Source organism: Mesorhizobium sp. Root102, from assembly GCF_001425625.1.
In the GTDB taxonomy this organism is placed as follows: domain Bacteria; phylum Pseudomonadota; class Alphaproteobacteria; order Rhizobiales; family Rhizobiaceae; genus Mesorhizobium.
Map to the genome: position 1 here is coordinate 63960 of NZ_LMCP01000012.1, position 25641 is coordinate 89600.

The window sequence follows — 25641 nt, forward strand, 5'->3', positions numbered from 1 at the left end:
GGCAATGTGATTGATTCGAGGCCCTGGGGGGCTGGCGGGTCTCTGTTATCCCCCACGCGCATGCCCGAAATCGCGTTCGATTTTCAAAGCCATGCGCAGAATCAAAGTGATACAGCACCTTTGCGCGTCCTGGACGCGCGGCGTTGTAGCCGGCACGCGGAATCTCGACCATGCCCTCCTTGCGGATCTATTTCGACAAAGTCCTTGAGGGCGCCGCGCCCAAGGTCGAGCGGCAGGCGCTGACCCATGTCGAACGCCTGGCGCTTGTTCGCCGCCATGGCGACTTCTCGCTTGCCTACTCCACCGCCGTGCAGAACAAGCTTTCCTACTTCGGCGACGCCGACGGCTACATCGCCTTCGGCACCAAGATGAAGCATCATTTCGCGCTCGGCGATCCGGTGGCGGCTCCTGCGCATCGAGCCGACTATATCAGACGCTTCGTCGAGGCCGCCGGCAGCCCGTGGTTCGTGCAGATCGGCGAGGAGTCCGCACGCGTGCTGGCCGGGCTCGGCTACAAGGTCAATCGCTTCGGTATCGATACCCGTCTCACCCTGCCTGAGCATGATTTTTCCGGAAAGCGCAACGAAACCGTGCGCTACTCCGAGCGCTGGCTGTTGAAGAAGGGCTTTTCGTTCGAAGAGGACAGGCGCACGATCCACCTCGACGAGATCGCCCGGCTTTCCCAAAACTGGCGCGGCGACCGCATCGTCAAGCGCTGGGAGATGGGCTTTCTCAACCGCCCGTTCGCCGATCATCTCGGCATCGACATGCGCCGTTTCGTGCTGCATGGCCCCGATGGCGAGCTGGTCGCTTTGCTTGACTTCGATCCGCTGTTTGCCGACGGCAAGGTCATCGGCTACACCACCGCCTTCAAGCGCAAGCACATCGATGCCTCGCCGCATGCCGAAATCGGCCTGACCAAATTCGCCGTCGACCGTTTTCGCGAAGAGGGCATCTCGGCTGTCACGCTCGGCCTGTCGCCGCTCGTCGACATCGACCCAAGCGGCTTTTCCGAAAGCGATTTCTGGCGCAACACCTTCCAGCGCGCCTACGACTCGCCATGGGTCAACCGGCGCAGGTTCAACCTGCAGGGCCAGGCTGCATTCAAGCGCCGCTTCCATGGTGTCGAGGAGCCGGTCTACATCGCCTTCCGCAAAGGGACGTATGTCGAGATGCTGGGGCTGCTGCGGCTGGTCAAGGCGATTTGAGGTGGCCTACAGACCTGGGTTCGTCAGGGTCAGCTCCTTAGCCGATAACCTGTCCTGAAGATCCAGGCGACGATGGTTATGCAGACCAGCAGGAAGACGACGGTCATGCCAAGGCTGACGCCGACCGAAACATCGGATTTGCCGTAGAAGCTCCAGCGGAAGCCGCTGATCAAATAGACGACCGGGTTGAACAGCGTCACCGTGCGCCAGACTTCGGGCAGCATGTTGATCGAATAGAAGCTGCCGCCGAGGAAGGTCAGCGGCGTGATGATCAAGAGCGGCACCAGCTGCAGTTGCTCAAAACTCTTCGCCCAGATGCCGATGATGAAGCCGAACAGGCTGAAGGTCACAGCCGTCAGCACCAGGAAGGCAAGCATCCAGAACGGATGCAGGATGGTGAGCGGCACGAACAGCGACGCTGTCGCCAGGATGATCAGGCCGAGGATGATCGACTTGGTCGCGGCGCCGCCGACATAGGCGATGACGATCTCCAGATAGGAGACCGGCGCCGACAGAAGCTCGTAGATCGAGCCGACGAATTTAGGGAAGTAGATGGCAAAGGAGGCGTTGGAGATCGACTGCGTCAAAAGCGACAGCATGATCAGCCCCGGCACGATGAAGGCGCCGTAGCTGATGCCGTCGATCTCGGTGATGCGCGAGCCTATTGCCGAGCCGAAGACGACGAAATACAGCGATGTCGAGATGACGGGCGAGACGATGCTCTGCAGCACGGTGCGGAAGGCACGCGCCATTTCCATCCGGTAGATCGCCCAGACTGCGCGCAGGTTCATGGCTCTCTCCTCACCAGATTGACGAAGATCTCCTCGAGCGAGCTGTTTTGCGTGTCGATGTCGCGGAACTGGATGCCGCCGGCCTCGAGATCGCGCATCAGCGAGGCGACGCCGGGCCGCTCGGCCTGGTTGTCATAGGTGTAGGTCAGCTGCCCGCCATCCGGCGACAGCTCCAGCGCGTAACGCGAGAGCGCTTCCGGAATAGACGTCAACGGGTTGCGCAGTTCCAGCACCAGCCGCTTGCGACCGAGCTTGCGCATCAGCTCGGCCTTGTTCTCGACCAGGATGATCTCGCCGCGGTTGATGACGCCGACGCGGTCGGCCATCGCCTCGGCTTCCTCGATATAGTGCGTGGTGAGGATGATGGTGACGCCATCCTCGCGCAGCCGGCGCACCATCGCCCACATGTCCTGGCGCAGTTCGACATCGACGCCGGCGGTCGGCTCGTCGAGGAACAGGATGCGCGGCTCATGCGACAGCGCCTTGGCGATCATCAGCCGGCGCTTCATGCCGCCCGACAGGGTGATCGCCTTGGCGTCCTTCTTGTCCCACAGCGACAGGTCGCGAAGCACCTTCTCGACAAAGCCATGATTAGCCGGCTTGCCGAACAGGCCACGGCTGTAATTGACCGTCGCCCAGACGCTCTCGAAGGCGTCGATGGTCAGTTCCTGCGGCACCAAGCCGATCAGGCTGCGCGCGGCGCGATAATCCTTGTTGATGTCGTGGCCGTCGACGGTGACGGTGCCCGACGAGCGGTTGACGATGCCGCAGACGATCGAGATCAGCGTCGTCTTGCCGGCGCCGTTGGGCCCGAGCAGCGCAAAGATCTCGCCGCGCTGGATGTCAAGATTGACCTCCTTGAGCGCGGTGAAGCCGGTGGCGTAGGTCTTGGAGACCCCAGAAATGGACAGGATGGAGGGCATGGCTGAAAACGGCTGCTTGAAAGAGGTCCCCTGATATAGGCCGAATGTCAGTGCATGCAACCGCAAGTCAATGCCGCTGCTGACAGTTCTCGACAATCGTGGGGACGCGCAGGAGATCGAAGATCTGGGGCGCATTCGCGGACACCCGTGGCGACGTGCCGGACACCGGCGCAGAGGCTGAGCACATCACGCTGGCGTCATATTGGCAGGGCGCTGCGGCGTTCCGCCTCGCGGCGGGACGCCGCTTTGACCAGACCCGGCTTGCGCCCTATCCTTCAACCATAAGAAGCAGCTGGAGCCCACCATGGACCCGCTCATCCTGTCGCGCATGCAATTCGGCGCGAATATTTCGTTCCATATATTGTTTCCGACGATCACCATTGCGCTTGGCTGGGTGCTGCTGTTCTTCAAGCTGCGCTACAACGCCACCGGCGATTCCGCCTGGATACGTGCGTATTTCACCTGGGTGAAGGTGTTCGCACTGTCCTTCGCCATGGGCGTGGTTACCGGCGTCACCATGAGCTTCCAGTTCGGCACCAACTGGCCGGGTTACATGGAAAAGGTCGGCAACATCGCCGGGCCGCTGCTGGCCTACGAGATCCTCACCGCCTTCTTCCTCGAAGCCGCCTTCCTAGGCATCATGCTGTTCGGCTTCCGCCGCGTCTCCAACCGCATCCACACGCTGGCGACGGTGCTGGTCGCCGGCGGCACGACCGTCTCGGCCTTCTGGATCATCGCGCTCAATTCCTGGATGCAGACACCGGCCGGCTTCGAGATCCGCGACGGCGTGGCGCATGCCGTCGACTGGTGGGCGATCGTCTTCAACCCGTCGATGCCCTACCGGTTGGTCCATATGCTGCTGGCCTCCGGCCTCACGGTGTCGTTCCTGATCGCCGGGCTGTCGGCGCTGCGCTATCTCACCGGCGACCGCTCGGAATCGATGTGGAAGGCGCTGCGCACCGGCGTCTTCACCGCGGCGATCCTGATCCCGATCCAGATCTTTGCCGGCGACCAGCATGGTCTTAACACGCTGGAGCATCAGCCGCAGAAGATCGCCGCGATGGAGGCCAACTGGAACACCGGCCCCAACGTGCCGCTCGTGCTCTTCGCCCTCCCCGACGAGGCGGCCAAGGAAAACAGGTTCGAGATCGCCATTCCCGACGGCGCCAGCCTGGTGCTGCGGCATTCGACCAGCGGGGTGGTGCCGGGGCTGAACGACTACCCCGGCAACCATCCGCCTGTCTTCCCGGTGTTCTGGGGTTTCCGCATCATGGTCGGCACCGGCATCCTGATGCTGATCGTCTCATGGTCGGCGGCCTACTTCCTCAAGCGCCGGCACAGCCTGCCGAAGCCGCTCGCCTTGCTGATGGTGCCGATGGCGCTGTCGGGCTGGCTGGCGACGCTGGCCGGCTGGTACACCACCGAAATCGGGCGCCAGCCCTGGCTGGTGACGGGCGTGCTGAAAACCGCCGACGCGGTCGGCCCGGTGGCCGGCAGCCATGTCGCGCTGACGCTGGCCATCTATCTCATTCTCTACGTGCTTTTGCTGATCGCCTATCTCGGCGTGTTGGTGCACCTGGCGCTGAAGGCGGCGAAGGACGGCGATTCATCGCCGCTGCCGGGCGTGATGAAGACGGCCATGTCGCAACCGGCAGCTGGCGAGTAGGAGAAGAAAAATGAGCTTCGACTGGCCGACCGCACTCCCCCTCATCTTCGCCGGCCTGATGGGCCTCGCCATCCTGATCTACGTCATTCTCGACGGTTTCGATCTCGGCATCGGCATCCTGTTCGCCGCCGCCGAAGATGCCGAACAGGACACGATGATTGCCGCGATCGGTCCGTTCTGGGACGCCAACGAAACCTGGCTGGTGCTGGCCGTCGGTCTGCTCCTGGTCGCCTTCCCGCTGGCGCACGGCGTCATCCTGACCGCGCTCTACATTCCAGTCTTCGTGCTGCTGGTCGGGCTGATCCTGCGCGGCGTCGCCTTCGATTTCCGCGCCAAGGTGCCGACCGAGCGCAAACACCGCTGGAACCGCATTTTCTTCCTCGGTTCCATCATCGCTTCGCTGGCGCAGGGCTACATGCTGGGCGTCTATGTGCTCGGCCTCGATGTCGGCTTCGGCGGCATGGCGTTCGGCGTGCTGGTGGCGTTCTGCCTTGCCGCCGCCTACGCGGCGATGGGCGCGGCCTGGGTGATCTACAAGACCGAAGGCGAGTTGCAGAAGAAGGCGGTGCGCTGGCTGCGCACCGCACTTGTGCTGACCGCGCTCGGCATGGCGGCGGTGTCGCTGGCGACGCCGTTCGCCAGCCCGCGCATCTTCGACAAATGGTTCGTCTGGCCTCAAATGCTCTATCTGTCGCCGCTGCCGATCCTGTCGGCGCTGCTGTTCGGCTGGCTGTGGCGGCAGACCTTCCACCTGCCGAAACCCGGCGACCGCCATTCGCTGACGCCGTTCCTGACGCTGGCCGCCATCTTCGCGCTCGGCTTTGCCGGACTGGCGTGGTCGTTCTATCCGTTCGTGGTGCCGAACAAGCTGACCATCTGGCAGGCGGCCTCGGCGACCGAAAGCCTGGCCATCATCCTGGCCGGCACCGTCGTCGTGCTGCCCGTCATCATCTTCTATTCGTTCTATGCCTACCGGGTGTTTGGCGGGAAGGCGACGGATTTGACGTATGATTGAGAAAAGGTCAGGTGGGGACGGCAGCAGCTACGGTTCCTTCGATGGGGCGTCGTCGCCCTTCGCACACCCCCACCCCCGCTCCTCGCACTCAGCTCAGTTGCTCGCCGCCAGCACCAGCACCGGCTTTTCGCTGTACAGCGCCGGGAACAGCGCTTTCAGGTTCGCCACCTTGGGCAGGTCATTGTAGACGATGTAGGGATAGGTCGGGTTCAGCGTCAGGAAATCCTGATGATAATTCTCGGCCGGATAGAAGGTCTTGCCGGTTTCCAGCGTGGTGACGATCGGCTCCGGGAACACCTTGGCCTTGTCGAGCTGGGCGATGTAGCTCTGCGCGATCTTCTTTTGCGCATCGTTTTCGGCAAAGATCGTCGAGCGGTACTGCGTGCCGGAGTCCGGACCCTGGAAATTCAGCTGGGTCGGGTTGTGGGCGACCGAGAAATAGACCTGCAGCAGCTGGCCATAAGTGACTTTCGACGGATCGTAGGTGATCTCGACGGATTCGGCATGCCCGGTGCGGCCCGAGCCGACCGTCTCGTAGACGGCGGTGTCCTTGTCGCCGCCGGTGTAGCCGGAGACGGCCCTGGTCACGCCCTTGACGTGCTGAAAGACGCCCTGCACGCCCCAGAAGCAGCCGCCGGCGAAGATTGCCTTTTCGCTGCCGGCAGCCGCCTTTTCGTCCAAAGCCGGCGGCGGGATCTTCACCGCGTCCTCGGCCGAAACCGCCGGCGTCAACCAGAAGGCGGCGCCCGCTGCGGCAAGCGCAAGCGCGGCGAGAGCGCCTTTGACAAAGCCGAACGAACGGTTTGGAATCTTGATGTCGGTCATGGCTGCACTCCTGTGGCTTCCATTGGGATCAGTCTATTGCATCAGCTACGGCGGCGCGACGCACGAGTTGCGGCACGGGCTCACATTCGCGTGCGTCGCGGGCAGCCAGCCTAGTTTGCCGGTTTCATGGCATCCGTTGCCGGTTTCATCGCGTCAGCCGCCGGTTTCATGGCGTCAGCCGCCGGCTTCATGGAATTGGTGGCCATCGGGTCGGCAGGCTTCATCGCGTCGGTCGCCGGCTTCATGGCGTCTGCGGCAGGCTTCATCGCATCGGCGGCCGGTTTCATGGCATTGGCAGCGGGCTTCATCGCATTGGTCGCATCGTCGGCACGGGCGATGCCGCCGGCAAGCAGCGCCGTCGAGCACAGAGCGAGAGCGAGTGCCGGCAGCGTCAGGCGGGACAGTATAGTCATGATGGTCTCCTTGGGGTTGGTCGTTGAAGGCGCGCCCTCTTGGCGGCCGTGCTATGCGGTGCCGCGCGTGCGGCGTTGCGCAATCTCTTGTTGAAGCGTGATCTAGTTTGTCGCGGCGGCCAGGATCGGTCCGCCACTGGGCGACTGGACGAGCACGGCCGTGCTCAGGCCGTCCGAAGCTGACGGCAGATCCAGCGCCGTGGCGTCGCCGGTCCAGCTGCCGAGTTTCTTGAGCGCATGCACGACATTGGCGTGCGGCAGGGTGCGGCCGGAGTTCTCGCCGCGTGCCACCGGCACCTCGACGACGCCCTTGGCGTAGCGCACCAGCCAGACATCAGCCTTACCGCCAGGTGCGGCGCCGGCGCCGATGCTGACCTTGCCGCCATCGAGCGACAGCGACGGGCCGCTGGTGCGGCCAGTGCTTGCGATCAGGTTCTGGATCTCGCCGGGTGCGGCGCCGACGACATCGGCATGGCCGTTGACCACCACCTGCGGCGTGAACGGGCCGTCATGGCCGAGCGGCGGCTCGTAAGTAACCTGGCGCTGGGTGAATTCCTGGCGGCCGAAAATGTCCTTCCAGCCGAGATAGTCCCAGTAGGTGACGTTGAACGACAGCGCCAGCACGCCGGGCTGGTCCTTGACCTTGATCAGATTGGCGTTGGCCGGCGGGCAGGACGAGCAGCCCTGGCTGGTGAACAGCTCGACCACGGTGAGCGGCTGGGCGGCCGCCGCACCGAGCGACACTGCCAGCGCAAGCGCGCAAAGGCTGGACACTGTGACGAGTTTGCAGGACATGGCTTGCTCCGTGGGCGGCGGCGCCTGGATGCACCGCTCATGTCCCCACTTCGCCGCCGCCCGCTGCTTCGTTACAGCGCTCACCGGTTTGTGATCGGGTTCGTCGCTTTGCAGCGGTGGAGATCGGCACCAGCCGTCGCGACAGGCTAATCTCACCCCTCGAGGGGTGAGAGATGTCCGGCAGGACAGAGGGGGCGCCGTAGAGCACCAACAAAGCCGCTGTAGGGGCCGTCGAGCAACGATAGAATGATGGTCAGATCGGTCAGAGAAAGTGGGAGACGGATATGGCAAAGCCGGCGGGGCAGCGCCCCCCTCTGGCCTGCCGGCCATCTCCCCCACATGTGGGGAGATCGGCCGCTTCAGCGTCTACTGCGTCAGCCGTGTGTTGTTGGGCCGCTTGTTGAAGTCGCACCTGCCGGTCACGTTGTAGAAGAAGTCGGCGTTGCTGACAGGCGCCGGGACCTTGTTGCCGCCGTCTTCCCAGGCCTGGTAGCCTGTCGCGCCGCAAGGCACGAGGCCGAAAATATCAACGATCTGGCCGGTCGCGACCTCGGCCGGAGCGACGTCCTTGCTTATCGAGCTGTAGAGCCGATTGGACGTGGCTGGATCGTTCGACATGAGTTTCGTTGGCTGGGGTGGTTTTGCCGTGGCGGCGGACGGAACGTCCATCTGCAGATAGAGGCCGGCCATCTGGCTGACGTTGACTGACGCACCGGCGGCGTTGCCAGCAGACATCGTGTCAACACAGTAATATTTCGTAAGGAATTTGTCGGTCTGGATCACCGCTCCGGCGGGCGTGTTCGAGTCGACGAGCTTGCAGACCTGCTTCTGGGCCAACGTGGTGACGGTCTTGCCGGCTGAATCGGTGGTGATGACGTTGACGGTGGTGGTGCCGTAGCCTTTCGGATCGCCGGTTTTGCCATATGTATAATCGATCGTCATCAGCGGCTTGCCCGCCGCCGCACCGAACATCGTGCCGTAGAGGGTCATTTTCTTGTTCCAGTAACCCGACACGCCGGTGACCTTGAAGGTCGCCTCCACCAGCGCCGGCGTCTTGCTCACCGCCGACGAGACGCCGACCGACACCGTGGGAATCCTGGCGATCTGCATGAACACGGTCGGCATGTCGAAACTCGCCGTGGCCTGCGCGGTAGCGGTGCCGTTGGCGCTGACGTCGAAACTGTTCAGCGTCGCGTTGCCCCGACCACCGTTTTCTTTGTAGGTATTCTGCAGCACCACCTGGCGCTGCGGCTTCGTCGAGGCCGTGTCCATCGTGGTGATCGACAGGATCGCGGCATCGAGTGCCGCCTGCTCGGCCGACCTGGTCTGGACCGCCGAGGTGTAGTCGACCGAAAAGCCGACCGCGGTGATCAGCGGAATCATGATGACGATGAGGATCGGCGCAAATGCACCGCTCCTCGAGTCGATAAACCTGCCTGCAAGCCCCCGCATGCCTTGATCCTTATAGCCGACTATCACTACCGGCTAACATGGCACTCCCCAATTATGCTCTAATGGACTTGTTTAAAATTTATCGACTTTTCGCGAAAAGCGCGAAATACGCGACAAGCGCCGGCGGCGCTTGCTCCGGCAAAGGCGCACCGCTTGCCGCAGCAAGCCGCCCCTGCTAAACGCGCGCCATGAGCACGCCCCTCGACCACATCCGCAATTTCTCCATCGTCGCCCATATCGACCATGGCAAATCCACGCTTGCCGACCGGCTGATCCAGCTGACCGGCGGGCTGGAGCTGCGCGACATGAAGGAGCAGGTGCTGGACTCGATGGACATCGAGCGCGAGCGCGGCATCACCATCAAGGCGCAGACGGTGCGGCTGAAGTACCACGCCAACAATGGCGAGGACTATATCCTCAATCTGATCGACACGCCCGGCCATGTCGACTTCGCCTATGAAGTGTCGCGCTCGCTCGCCGCCTGCGAAGGCTCGCTGCTGGTCGTCGACGCCTCTCAGGGCGTCGAGGCGCAGACGCTGGCCAATGTCTACCAGGCGATCGACAACAACCACGAGATCGTCGTGGTGCTGAACAAGGTCGACCTGCCGGCCGCCGAGCCCGAGCGCATCCGCGAGCAGGTCGAGGAGGTGATCGGCATCGACGCTTCCAACGCCGTCCTGATCTCGGCCAAGACCGGGCTTGGCATTCCCGACGTGCTGGAGGCCATCGTCCACCAATTGCCGCCGCCGCGCGAAGGCGACGCTTCGGCTCCGTTGAAGGCGATGCTGGTCGACAGCTGGTACGACGCCTATCTCGGCGTCATCGTGCTGGTGCGCGTCATCGACGGTGTTTTGAAAAAGGGCCAGACCATCCGCATGATGGGCACCGGCGCCAAGCACCTGGTCGAGCGCACCGGCGTGTTCACCCCTGCCCGCATCAATGTCGACGAGCTCGGCCCCGGCGAGTTCGGCTTCTTCACCGGCTCGATCAAGGAAGTGGCCGACACCCGCGTCGGCGACACCATCACCGAGGACAAGCGCCAGACGGCCAAGGCGCTGCCCGGCTTCAAGCCGGCGCAGCCGGTGGTGTTCTGCGGCCTGTTCCCGGTCGACGCCGCCGATTTCGAGGACCTGCGCGCCGCGGTCGGCAAATTGCGCCTCAACGACGCTTCTTTCTCTTTTGAAATGGAAACCAGCGCCGCGCTCGGCTTCGGCTATCGCTGCGGCTTCCTTGGCTTGCTTCATCTGGAAATCATCCAGGAGCGGCTGGAGCGCGAGTTCAACCTCGACCTGATCGCCACGGCACCATCAGTCGTCTACCGGCTGGCTCTAACCGACGGCTCGATGAAGGAATTGCACAACCCGGCCGACATGCCCGACGTGGTCAAGATCTCGGCCATCGAGGAGCCGTGGATCCGCGCCACCATCCTGACGCCCGACGACTATCTCGGCGGCATATTGAAGCTTTGCCAGGACCGGCGCGGCATCCAGGCGGACCTCTCCTATGTCGGCAAGCGCGCCATGCTGATCTACGATTTGCCGCTCAACGAAGTCGTCTTCGATTTCTACGACCGGCTGAAGTCGATCTCCAAGGGCTACGCCTCGTTCGACTATCACCTCACCGACTACAAGGAAGGCGACCTCGTCAAGATGTCGATCCTGGTCAATGAGGAGCCGGTGGACGCGCTGTCCATGCTGGTGCACCGCACGGCGGCGGAAAAGCGCGGCCGGCAGATGTGCGAGAAGCTGAAGGAGCTGATCCCGAACCATCTGTTCAAGATCCCGATCCAGGCCGCGATCGGCGGCAAGGTCATCGCCCGCGAAACCATCTCGGCGCTGCGCAAGGATGTCACCGCCAAATGCTACGGCGGCGACGTCTCACGCAAGCGCAAGCTGCTGGACAAGCAGAAAGAAGGCAAGAAGCGGATGCGGCAGTTCGGCAAGGTGGATATCCCGCAGGAGGCGTTTATCCAGGCGCTTAAGATGGGCGATTGAGAAGCCGGTTGGCGCGCAAAGCGCGCCAAGTCATCGATCCGGTGGATCGATGGCAGGCTTCGAAAGCGGGGGAGCTGCCGGAGGCAGCGGGCCCCCCGCCAGCGCGGCGCTGACGCTGCGCGGTGGAGGTTAGCCGCGTCAGAAATCAAGAATTCTTGGTATCCCGACCGTCAGGTTCTTTTGCAACACCTTTGAAGGGCCCTTCCGTGGACTTACGCTCCATGAACTGACCGTTTCGCTCGTCACGTTTTTGCCAATCACCATTCTCATGCTGGAATTGAGTTCTGCCAGTCACCGCACCCCTACGGTAGTCGTCACCTGTGTTCTTAGCCATCGTGGCCTCCTTTGAACAGATGGTGAACGTATCGCGATTCGCAGCGCAAATCACGTACTCTGTGGCCAGGTCGAGGACGCGGTGACGAATCATAGCTGCACTGATATAAATTGTGCATGGGCGATCCGGTTCAATTTCTCAAAGATAACTGGGCCGTGGTGACGCAAGCGCCTTGGGTGTTCGTCACTATGGTCATCATTATCGGCGGCGGCGGTATAGCTATCGGGCGGGCATGGCTGAATAGGACGATCTCAAATCTGCGAAGTGACATTGCCACATTGGAAAGTCGGCATATTGCAAAAGACGAAAAGATCGCCGACTACCAATCTAAGTTGAATGGCGCAACGCCTGACGAAGCTCGGAACCTGATTTCTGCCTTAGAGAGGCGACTTGCCGCGCTGGAACCAAGAATTCTTGATCCAGAGCAATCGAGAATCCTTTCCGCCCAACTCAGCAACAAGTCGGGCTCTATCCAGTTGATCAAGGACATGGGTAGCTCCGAGAGCGGTAAAATCTACGCCCAGTTTGGCGTTTTACTTAGAAGGTTGGGTTGGAACTTGATGGAGGGCAGCGTTTTGGGTTTGGGCAATCCACCGCCCACCGGAATAGCCGTCCAATCGCATGCTGGAGATACACTTACTGAGGACGCAAAAACCCTTATCGCAGCTCTGCAGGCGGCTGGCATTGAATACGACGTTCAAAAAACGCCAACGATCAACGTGCCTGGGCAACCATTGACAAGTCTACTGTTCACTACACGAGCAAATTAAATTCGCCCAGTTTCGGACGGCAGCGCAGAGGGCTTGTGGTCTCTCGACACCTCCGCCGCTTTCCGCTCGCGCCCCCCTTGAGAACGCCCCGCCTGGGAGTATCCTCCGCGGCTTGGGGAGACATCAAATGCGCTCCACTTCAGACACCATCGCCGCGATCGGCCTAGCCATCGGTGGCGCTTTCGGCCTCGCCGGCACCTTCGTCGCCAGCGCTCCGCTGCGCGAAACACTCTGGACGATCGACGGCGTGGCACTGGTGGTGGCGACCGCGCTGCTGACGATGAAGTATCAGCGGCTGGGCAATGACTGCGTGGCGGCCGGATTCCTGACCTTCCTTGCCGGCGAGAGCCTGCTGCTGGCCGGCAATGCCGCGGGGCTGGAGGCCAGCGTGCCTTCCTATGTCGGCGGCATCTCGCTTTGGGCGGCAGCGCTGGTCATGGTCAGCGTGCCGAACACTTTTGCCCTGTGGATGCGGCTCACCGCGCTCGTTGCCGCCGGGCTGTTTGTCGTCTCAGCTTGCATGATCCTGTGGGGCGCGCCCTTGCTGCCGACCTCGTCGCCGCTGCCCGCCGCCGGCTATCCGTTCCTGGTGCTGACCTTCGTCGGCTGGATCTGGACGCTGCTGAGGCCTGCCCGGTGAGCTGGATAGGACGCGTGCATTGACAGGCGTTGTCGCCGGACGGCGCCTTTTTCAATGACGCAACGGGACGGGTTAATACGGTCCGCACCAACCCTGAGTTGGTTGATCGCGCAGACTCGGAGCGGTAGAAAACTCGGGCGGCGGACCTTAATCAGTTCGCCAGTGGCCGGCGCGGGCTCAGGCAACTGCCTCACCGGCATTCGCGTCGGCCATTTTTGCTTCACCTGCGAATGATCCAGGCGACGAGGCCTGAGTCGACATGCGCCTTGTCGGTAAGCTCACGGACCATGGACGTGGCGTGCCGACCCCATTGCGCCTCGGGGATGAGGCGTTCGGCGATGGATGTCTTGAATGCCCTTCGCAACGCATGAAGGTAAGCGGCGGCCCGCTGGGGTACTCCATTGCATTGCTCCCAACGGGGGCGGGAGCACGCTGACCATCGCCCATACAGTGGCCAGCGACAGCGGAACCATGCGCCCTGTGGCCGCAGTGGTCCACCGCCCGGCGCCGCACGTTTTGCGCCGTACATGAAATGTGGGATCTGGCGAAGCGCGCGGGCGGCAGATGCCGGCGCGTCCCGCGCCGCCCCCGGGCGCTGACGCGCGTTGCCTTCTCCCCTTGTGGGAAGGTCTAAAGCGCCGGCGCTTCAGCTTTCAATCCACACCTTCTCAAAGTGCTGCTCCAGCGCCTGGTGTTGTTCGCAGCCTTCGACGCCTTTGCGGTACGTCCGGTAGACCGAGCGCCAGTAGGGTTGGATGATGATGCCTGAGTCGCGCAGATTCTGTTCGATCCTGGCCATGATCTCCTTGCGCGCCTTGGCGTCGGGCATGGCCAGCGCCTTGTCGAGCAGCCCGTCGAACTCCTTGTTGGCGTAGGCGCTCTCGTTCCAGGCAGCGCCCGATTTATACGCCAGCGCCAGCACCTGGACGCCGAGCGGGCGGCCGAGCCATTCGGTGCAGGAGAAGGGGTATTTGCTCCAGTCGTTCCAGAAGGTGGCGGCGGGCAGCACGGTGCGCTTGATCTTGAGGCCGGCCTCGCGCATCTGCGCGCCGATGGCGTCGCCGGTGCTCTTCTGCCATTCGACATCGACGGAGATGAGCTCGAATTCGTGGTCGGCCTTGCCGGCCTCCGCGAGAAGCTTCTTAGACTGGTCGACGTCGCGCCTGGCCGGGCCGATATCGGCATATTCGGGGTGCATGGGGCCGACATGGTGGTTGTCGGCGGGCTTGCCGCGGCCGCCGAGGCCGAGAGCCAGCACGGCGGAATTGTCGACGGCGAGCTGGGCGGCGCGGCGCACCCTGGCGTCGTCATAGGGCGCGTTGCCGACATTGAAGCGGGCGACGATGGTCGAGCCGGTGGCGATCTCGGAATTCATCAGCCCCATCTGCTCGGTCTGCGAGACGGCATCGGAGGCGGTCTCGTGGTCGGTGTCGATCTCGCCGGATTCGAAGGCCGACAGCATGGCGTTGGGGTCGGAGCCGTAGTCGACCCATTTGATGCCGTCGAGGTGGAATTCGCCCTTCCACCAGGGCTTGTCCTTGCGCTTCACCTCGGCGCCGGTCTCGGCATCCCAGCTGACCAGCTCGCAGGGGCCGGTGGTGATGGCCAGCGCCTTCAGGGGATCGCCGTCGCCCTCGTAGGAGCGGTGCATGATCAGCGCCGGATAGTCGGCCATGCCGGCGATCAGCGAAATGTCGGGCTTTGGCAGGTTCAGCTTGATGGTGAAGTCGTCGACCCTGGCGATGCCGCCGTCGACGACCTTCTTGGTGTCGGCATTGACCAGCGCGCCCATGCGCGCGGCGACCGAATTGCCGGGCACCGAGGCATCGCACCAGCGGGTGAGGTTGTGGATGACATCGTCGGCGTTGAAGGCATCGCCGTTCGACCAGGAGATGCCCTTGCGCACATGCAAGGTGAGCGTCCTGGCGTCGTCGCTCGCCTCCCAGCTCTCGAGCAGCCAGGGCTCGAAGGAGAAGTCGGTGTTCCAGCGCACCAGATATTCGTTGCAGTGGCGGGCGACGTTGGACATTTCGACGCCGTCGAAGGTGCGCGGGTCCTTGAAACCCTTGACGTTCATGGCGACGCGCAAGACGCCGCCCTTCTTCGGTTCCGCCGCGCGGGCAGGGGTGGGGCCGAGGCCGCCCAGCGCCAGCGCGCCGGCAGCGCTGACGCCGAGGCCGGCCATCAAAGCGAGATACTCGCGGCGGTTGATGCCGCCGGTCTTGAAATCGTCGGCGACGGGCTTGGCCTTCGGGTGCAGTTTGCGGTCGGTCAGCATGAATTTCATCGTCGTTCCCCTGTTGTTGGGCGCCCCGGCCGATCGACAGACGCGGGGGCGGACGCGACCGCCGGGACGCCATTGCCTGGGGCGATGATAAAGCGGCGTGACGGTGGGGAGTGTTCGGTTTTCCGCAGTGATTGTGCGGCGCTCCGCCGGCGGCACCTCAGTAAGGCCACTCACCCCGGCCCAGCGCTGCCACCGCCGCCACGATCCGCGCAAACGCTTCCGCCGCCGCCGGCAGGGTCGTGCGGGCGCGCAGGAAGCTGTGCACGAGGCGCTTTTCCTCGTGCCACCAGGCCTTGCCGCCGGCGGCCAGAATGCGGTCGCGATAGGCCTCGCCGTCCGACGACAGCGGTCGCATTCGGCGGTGACGATCACCGTTGGGGGCAGGCCGGAGAAGTCGGTGTCGCGCAAAGGCGAGAAGGTCGGGTCGTCCAGTGATTGCCGCTTGGCCGAGCGGACGTCGCGGTAGAAGGCGATGTCGGCCACGGACAGCAGCGGCGCCTCGGCATGCTCGATGTAGGAGCCGGCGGTCTCGTCGCCGCCCAGGCCGGGATAGATCAGCACCTGGCCGATGGCGGCGCTGACATGGCGGCGCGTCGCCTGCGCCACACCAGCCGCCAGATTGCCGCCGGCGCTTTCGCCGCACAGCACCAGCGGCAGATCGGTGGTCGCGGCTGCCCATTCGAAGGCGGTGACGGCATCGTCGAAGGCGGCCGGATGCAGATGCTCGGGCGCCAGACGGTAGTCGACCGACAGCACGTCGAAACCGGTGCCGGCGCAGAGCTCGGCGCAGATGTCGTCATGGCTCTCCAGCCCGCCAAGGATGAAACCGCCGCCGTGGAAATAGAGCACCAAGGCCCTCGCGGCCCCGCCGGCAAGCTGGTAGCGCCGCACCGGGATGTCGCGGCCGGCGGCGGCGATCAGGCCGTCGCTGGCCTTGACGCCGGGCGGGCGGCCCTGGTGGAAGGCCCGGCTCATCCTGTCATAGACGGCACGCTGCTTGTCGATCGGCAGGCCGAGGATTTCGGGCGGATACCAGGCGTTGACGGCGTCGATATAGGCCCACAGAGCGGGGTCGAGCCTTGTTTCGTATTTGCCGCGAGTCATGCTTTCGGCGGTCATAGATCGGCGTAGAGCGCGGCCGCGTTGTCGAAGCTGAAGCGCAGCGGCACCGAGCCTTCGACCTGCCAGACGCTGACGGTCTCGCCGGCCAGCAGCCGGCAGGCGCCGTCGGTGTCGGTGACGGCGCCGCCATAGAGCCGGTTGGCGAGGTTGAGGATGCCGGTCTGGTGCATGGCGGCGCTGCCGCTGCCGCAGGCATCCTTGACCAGCAGCACGCGAAAGCCCTTGGCCACCGCATCCTTGACCGTGGCGTCGATGCAGGCCTCGGTCCACACGCCTGATACAACCAGCCATTCGATGCCGGCCGACTTGATGTCGCGGGCCGCCGGGCCGGAGCGGAAGGCGCTGGCCTCGGCCTTGACCAGCAGCGCCTCGCCCTTGATCGGCGCCACCTCAGGGCAGATCTCGGTCAGCGGATCGCTCTTGTCGGAAAAGACCGACTTGCCGTCCTCGCCGACAGGATGAAACGGCCGGTCCTGGCTGTCGAGATCGACGATGTAGGCCCAGTGATAGAGCGGCACATGGTTTTGCCGCGCCGCCGCCTGCAGGCGCTGGACGTGGGCGAGGACGCCGGCAAAGCCGTCGACAAGGTAGCGCTTGTCCTGCCGGTGCTCCTCCTGCAGGTCGATGAAAACAGCGGCCACCGTGCCGCGCTTGATAGCGATGGGAGCCTTCACGCGAGAAACTCGTCCTCATAGGGAAAGCGCGACAGGAGTTCGGTGCCGGTGTCGGTGATCAGGATCTCGTCCTCCAGCTTGACGCCCTCGCGGCCGCCCTTTTCGCCGATATAGCTTTCGACGCTCACCACCATGCCTGGCACGATATGGCCGTCGCGGCCATAGGTCTCGTAATCCATGGCATGCGCGATGAACGGCGTTTCGCCATGCATGCCGACGCCGTGCATGACCGAGGTGTAGCGCTGGTCGACGAAGCGATCCGGGATTTTCCAGGCCTTCTCGGCAATTTCGCGGAAGGCCATGCCGGGTTTGACGATGGATATGTTGTGCTGAACCTGGTCATGCGCCATGCGGTAGAGCGATTTCTGGTAAGGCGTCGGCTTGCCCGGCCCGCAGCGGAAGGTGCGCGAGAAATCGGAATAGTAGCCGTAGCAGCCGATGGTGTCGGTATCGAGCGCCAAAAGTTCGCCGGGCCGGATCTTGCGGCCGCTGGCCTCGTTGAACCATGGGTTGGTGCGCTGGCCGGAGGTCAAGAGCCGCGTCTCGATGAACTCGCCGCCCTGGCGGATCACCTCGCCATACATGATGGCGAACAGGTCGTTTTCGGACACGCCGGGCTTGATCGCCTCGCGCACGGCGTAGACGGCGGCCTCGGCGCCGGCCATCGATACCTGCAGGCATTTGACTTCCTCCGGCGTCTTGACCGCGCGCACGGCCAGGATTTCGCCCTGGCAATCCTTGACCTCGCAGCCGCGCTTTTCCAGGGCCAGCGCCTGCAGATGGCTGCAGCGGTCGAGGCCGAGCTTCATCGAGCCGCCGCCGTGCTGCTTCAAAAGCTCGGCGATCTCGTCGGCAAAGGGGCCGGCGGTTTCGTCGTCGCGGCCTGACACCGACGACCACACGAGCTTGGAAGGCCGCGCCTCGTCGATCGTGTCGAGCACCATCGAGACATGGTAGCTCTGCGGGTATTCGAACAGCACGATCGGGCCGTCGGTCGGAATGAAGAAATAGCGGGTCGAGTTGCGCAGGAAGTAGCCGAACATGTTGCGCGAGCCGGTGGCGTAGCGCTGGTTGTAGGGATCGAACAGCACGACGCCGCCATAGCCGGCCTCGCGCATCCAGCCGCGCAGCTTGGCCAGCCGGCCCTTGCGCAAGGCATCCGGGTCGATGAAGGACGGCTCGGTGTCCGACAGCCACATGCCGCCGGCCGGGTCCGCGGCGGCCGGATGGCGCATGCGGTCCTTGAAGTCCACGTCCTCGGTGCTGTCGGGGTCGAAAACGACGATGCTCATGGGTGTGCGGCCTTGGCTGGGTTGCGAGGCCGGAGCATGGCGCAGGAGACGCGGAAGCATTGTGCGGAAAACCGCGTGTGTTGTGCGGGATGCCGCTGGCAAGTCGGTTGCGCCGCGATCCTTCGCGCCCCCCTCTGCCCTGCCGGGCATCTCCCCCACGAGGGGGGAGATTGGCAGCGTCGCCCGCCACGCTTCACTCTTCAATTCTGGCGATTGGCGAAAGCGCCGGTGACAGCCGATCTCCCCCCATGTGGGGGAGATCGGCAGGACAGAGGGGGGGCGCTGTCCCGCCAACGTCCCACCCGTCAGCGAGCGCAAGCTAATGCCTCCTCGCCAGCTTCGGCGGATGCCCATGCTCCTCGCGAAAGGCCCGGGCAAAACTCGACATCGAGGCGAAGCCGCAGGCGAGCGCGACGTCGCGCACGGCGAGTGTCGAGTGCGCCAGGAGATCCGCGGCGCGTTTCAACCTGAGCCGCCGGTAGTAGCCATTGGGCGAGATGTCGAGTTCGGAGCGAAAGGAGCGTTCGAGCTTGTCGGAGGAGACGCCGAGCTTCGCGGTCAGCTCGGCCATGCCGAGCCGTTCTTCCACCGCTTCCTCCATGATGGCGATGGCCGACAGCACCAGTTCGTTCTGGACGCCGGTGCGCAGGCGAAGCGGCATCATCTTGCGGTCGATGCTGGAACGCAGCTGGCTGTGCACGAACCATTCGGCGACACCGGCGGCAAGCTCGGCGCCGTAGTCGCGGGTGACGATCTCCAGCATCATGTCGAGGCTGCCGACGCCGCCGGCCGAGGTGAAGCGCTTGCGGTCGATGACATAGAGGTCGCGCCGGAGCTCGATGTTGGGGAAGGCCTCGGTGAAGGCCGCCTGGCTGGTCCAGTGCAAGGTGCAGGCATGGCCGTCGAGCAGGCCGGCCCGCGCCAGGAAGAACGCCGCATCCGCCACCGCGCCGATATGGGCGCCACCCCGCAGGCTCTTGCGGATCCAGCTTGCCGCATCCTCGGCGACGAGGTGATCGGCATCGCCGCCCGAGCAGACGACGATGCGGTCGACCTTGGGAGCATCCTCGGCATAGAAGCCCGGCTGGATGACGACGCCGTTCGAGGCCTCGACCGATCCCTTCGTGCCGCCGACGATGATCCAGCGATAGCACTGCCGCTTGGCCAGGATATTGGCGGCGCGCAGCGGCTCGATGACGGAACTGAACGCCATCATCGGAAAGCCGGGGAACACCAGCACCGCGAAGGTGAGGGGTGTTTCGGTCGGTTTGGGTGGTTCGCGCGTGGCCATGGGCGCTGAACTTCGGGCAGATGGGGTTCGGCGTCAATTCGGTCGTTGGCCGGTCAGTTCATCATGCGAAGTCAGCAAGTTGATTTGAGCTTCTAACCCCCCAGCGCCTGGTCCAGATCCGCGATCAGATCATCGCCATCCTCGATCCCCGCCGACAGACGCACCAGTGAATCCGATATGCCGATCTCCGCCCGCTTCTCGGCCGGAATCGAGCCATGCGTCATCAGCGCCGGGTGCTCGATCAGGCTTTCCACCCCGCCGAGGCTTTCGGCGAGCGTGAACAGCTGCGTGCGTTCGAGGAAACGTTTGGTGCCGGCGAGGTCGCGGTCGAGCACCGCCGTGATCATGCCGCCGAAGGCATGCATCTGGCGCTTGGCGATATCGTGCTGCGGGTGGCTGGCGAGGCCGGGATAGATGACGCGGCGCACGTCGGGGCGCGCTTCCAGCCACTGCGCGATCTTGAGACCATTGGCGGAATGACGCTCCATGCGCAGCGCCAAAGTCTTGAGACCGCGCAGCGCCAGAAAACTGTCGAACGGGCCCGAAATGGCGCCGATGGCGTTCTGCAGGAATTTCAGCTGCGTGGCCAAATCCTTGTTGTCGCCGACTATCGCCACGCCGCCGACCATGTCGGAGTGGCCGTTGAGATATTTGGTCGTCGAGTGCACGACGATGTCGATGCCGAGTTCCAGCGGCCGCTGGATATAGGGGCTGCAGAAGGTGTTGTCGGCGACCGACAAAATCCCATGGCGCTTGGCGAGGGCCGCGACGCCTTCGAGGTCGACGATGCGCAACAGCGGGTTGGTCGGGGTCTCGACCCAGAGCATTTTCGTCTCGGGGCGGATCGCGGCTTCCACGGCGGCCAGATCGGTGAAATCGACGAACGAGACCTGCAGATTGGCGGAGCGTTTCCGCACCCGCTCCATCAGCCGGAAGGAGCCGCCATAGATGTCGTCGGTGGCAACGATATGGGCGCCGGAATCGAGCAGTTCGAGGACGGTGGCGATCGAGGCCAGGCCGGAGGCGAAGGCGAAAGCGGCCGAGCCGCTTTCGAGGTCGGCCACGGCGCGCTCGAAGGCAAAGCGCGTCGGGTTCTGGCTGCGCGCATATTCAAAGCCCTTGTGCACGCCGGGCGACTGCTGGGCAAAGGTCGAGGTGGCGTAGATCGGCACCATTACCGCGCCGGTCAGCGGGTCGTGGCTCTGGCCGCCATGGATGGTGCGCGTCGAGAAGGCAAGGCGGTTCTTGCCCGACTGTGAAGTCTTGGTGTTCATCGTGCGCGCCTCAAATGGTTGATCAGGTCGATGCGGGTTATCAGGCCGACGAACTCGTCGCCGTCGAAGATGATGGCGACCTCGTTGCGGTCGAACACCGGCAGCAGCGCGTCAAGCGTCTGGCTGGCCTGCAGCGTGTGCAGATTGGAGGTCATCGCCGTGCGCACCGGTCCGTTGAAGCGCTCCCAGCGGCCTTCATAAGGACCGTCGACATGAGCAAGGATATCGCTTTCGTCGACGATGCCGACAAGCTTGCCATTGTCGAGCACCGGCAACTGCGAGACATCGGAGCGGCGCATGCGGCCATAGGCGTTGAGCAGGCTTTCGTCCGGGCCGACGGAGACCGTGTCGCCGGTGCGGTGCGAGCGCATCACCAGATCGCGCAGATCGCCATGCTGCTCCTGTTCGGCCAGGCCCTGCTCGGCCAGCCAGAAATCGTCGAACACCTTCGACAGATATTTGTTGCCGCTGTCGCAGACAAAGGTGACGACGCGCCTAGGCACCGTCTGCTCGCGGCAATAGCGCAAAGCCGCCGACAGCAGCGTGCCCGACGACGAGCCGGCCAGGATGCCTTCCTTGGACAGCAGGTCGCGCACCGCCAGCATGCTTTGCTTGTCCGGGATGGAATAGGCCTTCTTGACCAGCGACAGGTCGGCATTGGGCGGTACGAAATCCTCGCCGATGCCTTCCACGGTCCAGCTGCCGGCCTCTTCCATCTTGCCGGTCTTGATCAGCGGCGCCAGCACCGAGCCTACCGGATCGGCCAGGATCATCTCGGTCTTCGGCGACACTTTCGCGAAGTAACGGCCAAGCCCGGTCAGCGTGCCGCCGGAGCCGACGCCGACGACCACCGCGTCGACATCGCCGTCGAGCTGCGAAAAGATTTCCGGACCGGTCGTGGTTTCGTGCGCCAGCGGGTTGGCCGGGTTGGCGAACTGGTTGGCATAGAAGGCGCCGGGCGTTTCCGCCGCGATCTTCTCGGCCATGTCCTGATAGTATTCGGCATGGCCCTTGCCGACATCGGAACGCGTCATGCGCACCTCGGCGCCGAGCGCGCGCAGATGCTGGATCTTTTCGCGCGACATCTTGTCTGGCACGACCAGCACGATGCGATAGCCCTTGGGGATGCCGACCTGGGCAAGGCCAAGGCCGGTGTTGCCCGCGGTCGCCTCGACAATGGTGCCGCCGCGCCTGAGCTTTCCCTTCCGCTCGGCCGCCGCAATCATCGACAGCGCGATGCGGTCCTTGATCGAGCCGCCGGGATTCTGGCTTTCGAGCTTGATGAACAGCCGGCATTTGCCGGTGTCGAACTTGGTCAGCTCGACGACCGGCGTCTGGCCGATCAGGTCGAGAACCGATTTGTAGGGCGGACGCAGGCGGGACAATTCGTCGGGTGCTGCGATCTCGTGCTCGCTCATATCGATGCTCCATGACCAAGCGACCGCCTCGTGGCAGAGCGGCAGCGTATCCTCTTTTCCAGTCCTTTGCAGTCGGAAAGAAGACAGATCGTGCCAATGAACTGGCCAGATGAGGAATGAAATTCCGGGGTTGGCCCGGTCAGTGGGGCACGCCCCCCTCTGGCCTGCCGGCCATCTCCTCCACAAGGAGGGAGATTGGCTGTCACCACGGCTTTCGTCAATTTTTTGACGTTGGGAGGCGGGCGGAGCGCTGAAGCTGCCAATCTCCCCACCCGTGGGGGAGATGGCCGGCAGGCCAGAGGGGGGCGCCGTAGAGCGCTACCCGCAACCGCTTCACCCCAGCAGCTGCTTGCTCAGCCTGGCACACTGCACCCGGATATCCGGAATGGCGTCGATCTCGAAAAAGGTGCCGCGCGTCAGCGGGCCGACGGCGAGGATCTTGGCGGAAACCGCGCCATCGCTGGCGATGGTCTCGCAATTGGCCGAGACGTCGAGGCCGATGCGCAGCGGGTCCGGCCGGGCCAGGCCGCGGTCGACCAGCGAGCGCACGACGCTGTTCGACGAGGTCGAGATGTCCCTGACGATGCCCGAGCAATCGTAGATGCGGGCGACCTCGAAGGTCTCGAGGCGCTGGGTGTGGCGTGACTGGACCTGGACGGTGAATTCACCACCCTTGGCGATGTCGACGACGCGCCCGGCGACCAGGCGGATGCGGCCGGATTGGACGGCCTCCGTGACGCGGGCGTAGACCTCGGGCGCCATGCGATGGCGGTGGATGTCCCACCAGGCCTTGGTGTGTTCGACAAAGCGGCGCTTGGCGGAAGCGGGCCAGTTCTGCCAGATCTTCTGGTTGAACGGCCGCAGGCCGTCGACGACGTCGCGCCAGTCGATGCCGGCCTTCTGGTTCTCCTTGATCAGGTCGCGGAACCAGCCGACGAAATAGGACAATTGGGTGCCGAGCGGAATGTCGGCGACGTCGAGCTTGATCGGATTGCCCTTGCGATGCGGCGAGGGCAGCAGGCCACGCCGCGACACCGCGATGATGTCGCCGCGATGGCCGCGCTGTTCCAGCGCCAGGAACGCGTCGACCATGCTGAGGCCGGTGCCGAGCACCATGACGCTTCTGTCGGGATCAAGCGCTGTATCGGCTTCCGAGCCCATCCTGATGGCATGGCCTTGCGCCGGCTCCTCGTCATGACCGGTAGCCAGCACGGCCAGATGCGCAACCACGCTGGTGCCGTTGGCCAGCGCCACCTCGACGCCGGACGCTGTGGGGGTGATCGAGAGGCTTTCCTCGCGGACCAGGCGAAGCCGCCCTGTCTGCTTTTCCCGCGCTTCCAGATCGTCCAGCAACTCGCCGAGGTAACGGGCATAGATGCTGCGTGGCGCGTAGACCGGTGCCTGTTCGGGGGTTGCAAAGCCGCGCTCCAGCAGCCAGCGCCAGAAATTACCGGGATCGTCGGCATAGGCGCTCATGCCGGCGGCGCTGACGTTCAGCACATGTGCCGACAGCAGCGTCGAATAGGCGATGCCCTGGCCGAAATGCGGGCGCTTTTCGATCAGCGTGACGCGCAGGTCGGGATTGGTCGATTTTAGGAGATGTGCGGCCAGCACGACGCCGCTGGCGCCGCCGCCGACAATGATGATCGAGTTGGCGCGCCCGGTCATGCGCGCACCAGCAGTGCCAGACTCAGGCCTGGACCTTCATGGCGACCGGCAGGTCGTCGATGTCCCTCGCGACCGAAAGGTCGTCGAGGACCATGTCGCGCATTTCGGCGAGGCTGCGCTGATCGAGCACCTCGGCGATCGCCTGCCGAACCTCGAGCATCAGATGTCGGACTTGGCATGTCGCCTCGTCGCAATCTTCACAGCGCTGGTATTGGGTGCGGCTGGCGCAAGGGATCGGCGCCAGCGGTCCGTCGAGGACGCGCACGACATGGCCGACCTTGATCTCGTCGGCAGGGCGCGCCAGGCGATAGCCACCATCCTTGCCCTTGCGGCTCTGGACGAAACCGGCATTGCGCAGCTCGCCCAGGATGGCGTCGAGAAATTTCTTCGGGATGTTGTTGCCGGTGGCGACGTCGTTGACGAAGGCGAGCTGTCCGGCCGGCAATCGCGCGAGGTGGACAAGCGCCTTGAGGCCGTACTTACCCTTTTTTGTGAGCATGAAATCAAGATTTCTCTGTCATGCGACGGCATGGAACCATCGGTTGCGCAATGCCCGGCGTGCGTCCCCGCCGCGTCAAGGCTACTATAATACATAAATTCTAGCGTCATAATGTACAAGCCGAAGACTGTTGATTTTACTTCGTTTTCAAGCCGCAGTAGCCGTTTTGTCGGGCCTCTGTGCCCTTGAGAGCGCAAAAATGCGCTTTGATGGCAGCGGGATGGCAAATGGTCCTCCAGAGCCGGATGTAGCTTGCATCGACTCACGCGACGGCAAAAGCCGATCCATGCCGCGAGCTATCATGGTGATGTGGTGACCGCTCATCGCCGGCTCAAACTCCCTCATATCGATAAGATTACTATACTTACCCCCAAACACGCGGAACGCATTTTCAAATCCGCACCTGTTTGAGGCATGGATTTGCCTGGCGGGGGTCCAGAGGGGGAATTCTCGTTCGCGGGTGGCTTGGCGATGCAGCGAACCTTCGCGTCTCTTTGTCCTGCGGGCAGTTGCCTTGACCCGCATCGAGATGCAGCAATTGCTGGAACGCATCTGGCTGGCGCAGAAGTTCACCACAGTGCTGGTCACGCATGAAGTCGCCGAGGCGGTTGCGCTCGCCGACTGGGTCGTGATGATCAGCGCCGGCAAAATCGCGCTTGATCTGGATGTGCCCGTCGAACGGCCGCGGCGGCGCGGTTCGGTCGAGCTTGCCCGCGTGGAGGGCAAGATACTGGATCGGCTGTTCGGGTAGGTCTGTCGGGGACAGGGCATTCGGAGTTGGCCGAGGCTTCCCCCTGCTTCGTCACGTATGGGCGAAGCAAGGCGCTGGCCGCGCGTCGGATCGCCAGCGCATGAGCTCGCGCCTTTCCTCTCCCCCGTCGAACGGGGTAGAGGTGTCGAGCGAAGCTCGACGGAGTAGGGGTCGACCTTTCATCGAAGCTCACACCCTACCGGTTCGCCCAGACCAGCCCCACCAGGCCAACCAGCATGGTGACGATGCCGATATAGAGCCATTGCGACTGGCCGGTCATGAAGCTGCCGCCAATCACGCCGATGCCTTGCAGCGACCACAGCGCGCCGATGGCAAGCACAATCAACGCCAGCAGATTTTTGGTCAGTCTCATTGCCGGATCTCGCTTTCGAAGTCGATCGATTGCGGCGCCATGGCCGCGATGAAAGAGCCAAAGGAAGCGGCGCGATTGCGTCGACATTTACTTGGATATCTATGCTCGATCTTGTCAAACAAATTCCGGATATCGGCGCGAAGATCATCATCAATTGATCTCTTCT

The 25641-nt window shown here is 63.7% G+C and carries 23 protein-coding genes and 2 pseudogenes; 8 read left to right on the forward strand and 17 right to left on the reverse strand.

Going from position 1 to position 25641, the window contains the following annotated elements:
• Nucleotides 1-170: 170 nt before the first annotated feature.
• Nucleotides 171-1208, forward strand: a complete 1038-nt coding sequence (locus ASD12_RS11460) for a phosphatidylglycerol lysyltransferase domain-containing protein (RefSeq protein WP_056585474.1) — start codon at nucleotides 171-173, stop codon at nucleotides 1206-1208.
• Between the two features lie 29 nt (nucleotides 1209-1237).
• Here the strand turns inward: ASD12_RS11460 and ASD12_RS11465 are convergent, their stop codons facing one another.
• Nucleotides 1238-1999 carry an ABC transporter permease gene (locus ASD12_RS11465; RefSeq protein WP_056585476.1) on the reverse strand — a complete coding sequence of 254 codons (762 nt, stop codon included), beginning with the start codon at nucleotides 1997-1999 and terminating at the stop codon, nucleotides 1238-1240.
• The gene (locus tag ASD12_RS11470; RefSeq protein ID WP_056586770.1) at nucleotides 1996-2922 is read right to left on the reverse strand and encodes an ABC transporter ATP-binding protein; all 927 of its coding nucleotides are present in this window, start codon (nucleotides 2920-2922) and stop codon (nucleotides 1996-1998) included. The genes ASD12_RS11465 and ASD12_RS11470 overlap by 4 nt, the downstream gene beginning before the upstream one ends.
• A gap of 304 nt (nucleotides 2923-3226) precedes the next feature.
• Between ASD12_RS11470 and ASD12_RS11475 the strand changes: the two genes are divergently transcribed.
• Nucleotides 3227-4588, forward strand: coding sequence for a cytochrome ubiquinol oxidase subunit I (locus ASD12_RS11475; protein WP_056585477.1), 1362 nt, complete (start codon nucleotides 3227-3229; stop codon nucleotides 4586-4588).
• 10 nt (nucleotides 4589-4598) lie between these two features.
• Complete coding sequence (locus tag ASD12_RS11480) at nucleotides 4599-5603, forward strand: cytochrome d ubiquinol oxidase subunit II (RefSeq protein WP_056585479.1); 1005 nt, start codon at nucleotides 4599-4601, stop codon at nucleotides 5601-5603.
• Between the two features lie 93 nt (nucleotides 5604-5696).
• Here the strand turns inward: ASD12_RS11480 and msrA are convergent, their stop codons facing one another.
• The 4 genes from msrA to ASD12_RS11500 all read right to left on the reverse strand — a co-directional run bounded on the left by msrA (nucleotide 5697) and on the right by ASD12_RS11500 (nucleotide 9088).
• Nucleotides 5697-6428 (reverse strand): peptide-methionine (S)-S-oxide reductase MsrA, encoded by a 732-nt coding sequence (gene msrA / locus ASD12_RS11485; protein WP_056585481.1) that lies wholly within the window; start codon nucleotides 6426-6428, stop codon nucleotides 5697-5699.
• Between the two features lie 110 nt (nucleotides 6429-6538).
• Complete coding sequence (locus ASD12_RS11490) at nucleotides 6539-6841, reverse strand: hypothetical protein (protein WP_056585482.1); 303 nt, start codon at nucleotides 6839-6841, stop codon at nucleotides 6539-6541.
• Nucleotides 6842-6943: 102 nt separating this feature from the next.
• Nucleotides 6944-7636 (reverse strand): DUF1223 domain-containing protein, encoded by a 693-nt coding sequence (locus ASD12_RS11495; protein WP_056585484.1) that lies wholly within the window; start codon nucleotides 7634-7636, stop codon nucleotides 6944-6946.
• A gap of 366 nt (nucleotides 7637-8002) precedes the next feature.
• Entirely contained in the window at nucleotides 8003-9088 is a 1086-nt protein-coding gene (locus tag ASD12_RS11500) for a TadE/TadG family type IV pilus assembly protein (protein WP_056585486.1), read from the reverse strand.
• A gap of 188 nt (nucleotides 9089-9276) precedes the next feature.
• On the opposite strand from ASD12_RS11500, the gene lepA reads away from it, so the two are divergent.
• Nucleotides 9277-11082 (forward strand): translation elongation factor 4, encoded by a 1806-nt coding sequence (gene lepA, locus ASD12_RS11505; protein WP_056585488.1) that lies wholly within the window; start codon nucleotides 9277-9279, stop codon nucleotides 11080-11082.
• A gap of 145 nt (nucleotides 11083-11227) precedes the next feature.
• Here the strand turns inward: lepA and ASD12_RS11510 are convergent, their stop codons facing one another.
• A complete protein-coding gene (locus ASD12_RS11510; RefSeq protein ID WP_024504101.1) occupies nucleotides 11228-11416 on the reverse strand; it encodes a hypothetical protein in 189 nt (62 codons plus the stop codon).
• Between the two features lie 116 nt (nucleotides 11417-11532).
• Between ASD12_RS11510 and ASD12_RS11515 the strand changes: the two genes are divergently transcribed.
• Together ASD12_RS11515 and ASD12_RS34590 are read left to right on the forward strand one after the other, a co-directional pair.
• Nucleotides 11533-12186 (forward strand): hypothetical protein, encoded by a 654-nt coding sequence (locus tag ASD12_RS11515; RefSeq protein WP_056585490.1) that lies wholly within the window; start codon nucleotides 11533-11535, stop codon nucleotides 12184-12186.
• A gap of 127 nt (nucleotides 12187-12313) precedes the next feature.
• On the forward strand, nucleotides 12314-12826 hold the full coding sequence (locus ASD12_RS34590) for a hypothetical protein (RefSeq protein ID WP_056585493.1): 513 nt from the start codon (nucleotides 12314-12316) through the stop codon (nucleotides 12824-12826).
• A gap of 646 nt (nucleotides 12827-13472) precedes the next feature.
• Here ASD12_RS34590 and ASD12_RS11525 read toward each other — a convergent pair.
• The 9 genes and pseudogenes from ASD12_RS11525 to ASD12_RS11560 all read right to left on the reverse strand — a co-directional run bounded on the left by ASD12_RS11525 (nucleotide 13473) and on the right by ASD12_RS11560 (nucleotide 24351).
• Nucleotides 13473-15113, reverse strand: coding sequence for an ABC transporter substrate-binding protein (locus ASD12_RS11525; RefSeq protein WP_056586774.1), 1641 nt, complete (start codon nucleotides 15111-15113; stop codon nucleotides 13473-13475).
• 157 nt (nucleotides 15114-15270) lie between these two features.
• A pseudogene (locus tag ASD12_RS33025) lies at nucleotides 15271-16217 on the reverse strand (alpha/beta hydrolase).
• Between the two features lie 11 nt (nucleotides 16218-16228).
• On the reverse strand, nucleotides 16229-16909 hold the full coding sequence (locus tag ASD12_RS11530; protein ID WP_056585495.1) for an isochorismatase family protein: 681 nt from the start codon (nucleotides 16907-16909) through the stop codon (nucleotides 16229-16231).
• Nucleotides 16906-18201, reverse strand: a complete 1296-nt coding sequence (locus tag ASD12_RS11535) for a Xaa-Pro peptidase family protein (RefSeq protein WP_056585497.1) — start codon at nucleotides 18199-18201, stop codon at nucleotides 16906-16908. The genes ASD12_RS11530 and ASD12_RS11535 overlap by 4 nt, the downstream gene beginning before the upstream one ends.
• A 319-nt stretch (nucleotides 18202-18520) precedes the next feature.
• Complete coding sequence (locus ASD12_RS11540) at nucleotides 18521-19492, reverse strand: GlxA family transcriptional regulator (protein ID WP_056585499.1); 972 nt, start codon at nucleotides 19490-19492, stop codon at nucleotides 18521-18523.
• 92 nt (nucleotides 19493-19584) lie between these two features.
• Complete coding sequence (locus ASD12_RS11545; RefSeq protein WP_056585501.1) at nucleotides 19585-20766, reverse strand: PLP-dependent aspartate aminotransferase family protein; 1182 nt, start codon at nucleotides 20764-20766, stop codon at nucleotides 19585-19587.
• A complete protein-coding gene (locus ASD12_RS11550) occupies nucleotides 20763-22184 on the reverse strand; it encodes a pyridoxal-phosphate dependent enzyme (RefSeq protein ID WP_056585503.1) in 1422 nt (473 codons plus the stop codon). Before ASD12_RS11550 ends, ASD12_RS11545 begins: the two co-directional genes overlap by 4 nt.
• Before the next feature lie 333 nt (nucleotides 22185-22517).
• Nucleotides 22518-23852, reverse strand: coding sequence for an FAD/NAD(P)-binding protein (locus ASD12_RS11555; RefSeq protein WP_056585505.1), 1335 nt, complete (start codon nucleotides 23850-23852; stop codon nucleotides 22518-22520).
• 22 nt (nucleotides 23853-23874) lie between these two features.
• Complete coding sequence (locus ASD12_RS11560; RefSeq protein WP_056585506.1) at nucleotides 23875-24351, reverse strand: Rrf2 family transcriptional regulator; 477 nt, start codon at nucleotides 24349-24351, stop codon at nucleotides 23875-23877.
• 505 nt (nucleotides 24352-24856) lie between these two features.
• Here ASD12_RS11560 and ASD12_RS11565 point away from each other — a divergent pair.
• Nucleotides 24857-25102, forward strand: a pseudogene (locus tag ASD12_RS11565) (ABC transporter ATP-binding protein); the annotation flags it as partial.
• A gap of 196 nt (nucleotides 25103-25298) precedes the next feature.
• On the opposite strand, the gene ASD12_RS34840 reads toward ASD12_RS11565, so the two are convergent.
• Nucleotides 25299-25475 carry a hypothetical protein gene (locus tag ASD12_RS34840; RefSeq protein WP_164482288.1) on the reverse strand — a complete coding sequence of 59 codons (177 nt, stop codon included), beginning with the start codon at nucleotides 25473-25475 and terminating at the stop codon, nucleotides 25299-25301.
• Between ASD12_RS34840 and ASD12_RS34080 the strand changes: the two genes are divergently transcribed.
• Nucleotides 25475-25633 carry a hypothetical protein gene (locus ASD12_RS34080; protein WP_156398581.1) on the forward strand — a complete coding sequence of 53 codons (159 nt, stop codon included), beginning with the start codon at nucleotides 25475-25477 and terminating at the stop codon, nucleotides 25631-25633. The genes ASD12_RS34840 and ASD12_RS34080 overlap by 1 nt on opposite strands.
• Nucleotides 25634-25641: the final 8 nt, after the last annotated feature.